The sequence below is a fragment of the Gordonia sp. i37 genome (genome assembly GCF_002043085.1).
GTDB lineage: Bacteria > Actinomycetota > Actinomycetes > Mycobacteriales > Mycobacteriaceae > Gordonia > Gordonia polyisoprenivorans.
The window spans coordinates 1-228 of the sequence record NZ_MVPX01000633.1 but is presented as its reverse complement, the minus strand read 5'-3'; the positions used below and the strand labels follow the sequence as shown (position 1 = coordinate 228).

At 69.3% G+C, this 228-nt stretch carries 1 protein-coding gene; it reads left to right on the top strand.

The window, feature by feature from the left end:
- A partial coding sequence (locus B1964_RS29050; RefSeq protein ID WP_172399010.1) for a transposase occupies positions 1-228 on the top strand: 228 nt, incomplete at both ends.

The following is a 228-nucleotide window of genomic DNA, read 5'->3' as shown; positions in this document are numbered from 1 at the left end:
GGGCTCGGCGTTCTGGGCCCACGTCTGCGCCGATCTCGCCAACCGGGGCGTGCAGGACGTGCTGATCGTGTGCTGCGACGGGCTCAAGGGCCTGCCGGAGGCGATCGAGGCGACGTGGCCGGACTCGATGGTCCAGACCTGCGTGGTTCACCTGATCCGGGCCGCGATGCGGTTCGTGGCCTACCAGGACCGCAAGAAGGTCGCCGCCGCGCTGAAGCCGATCTACAC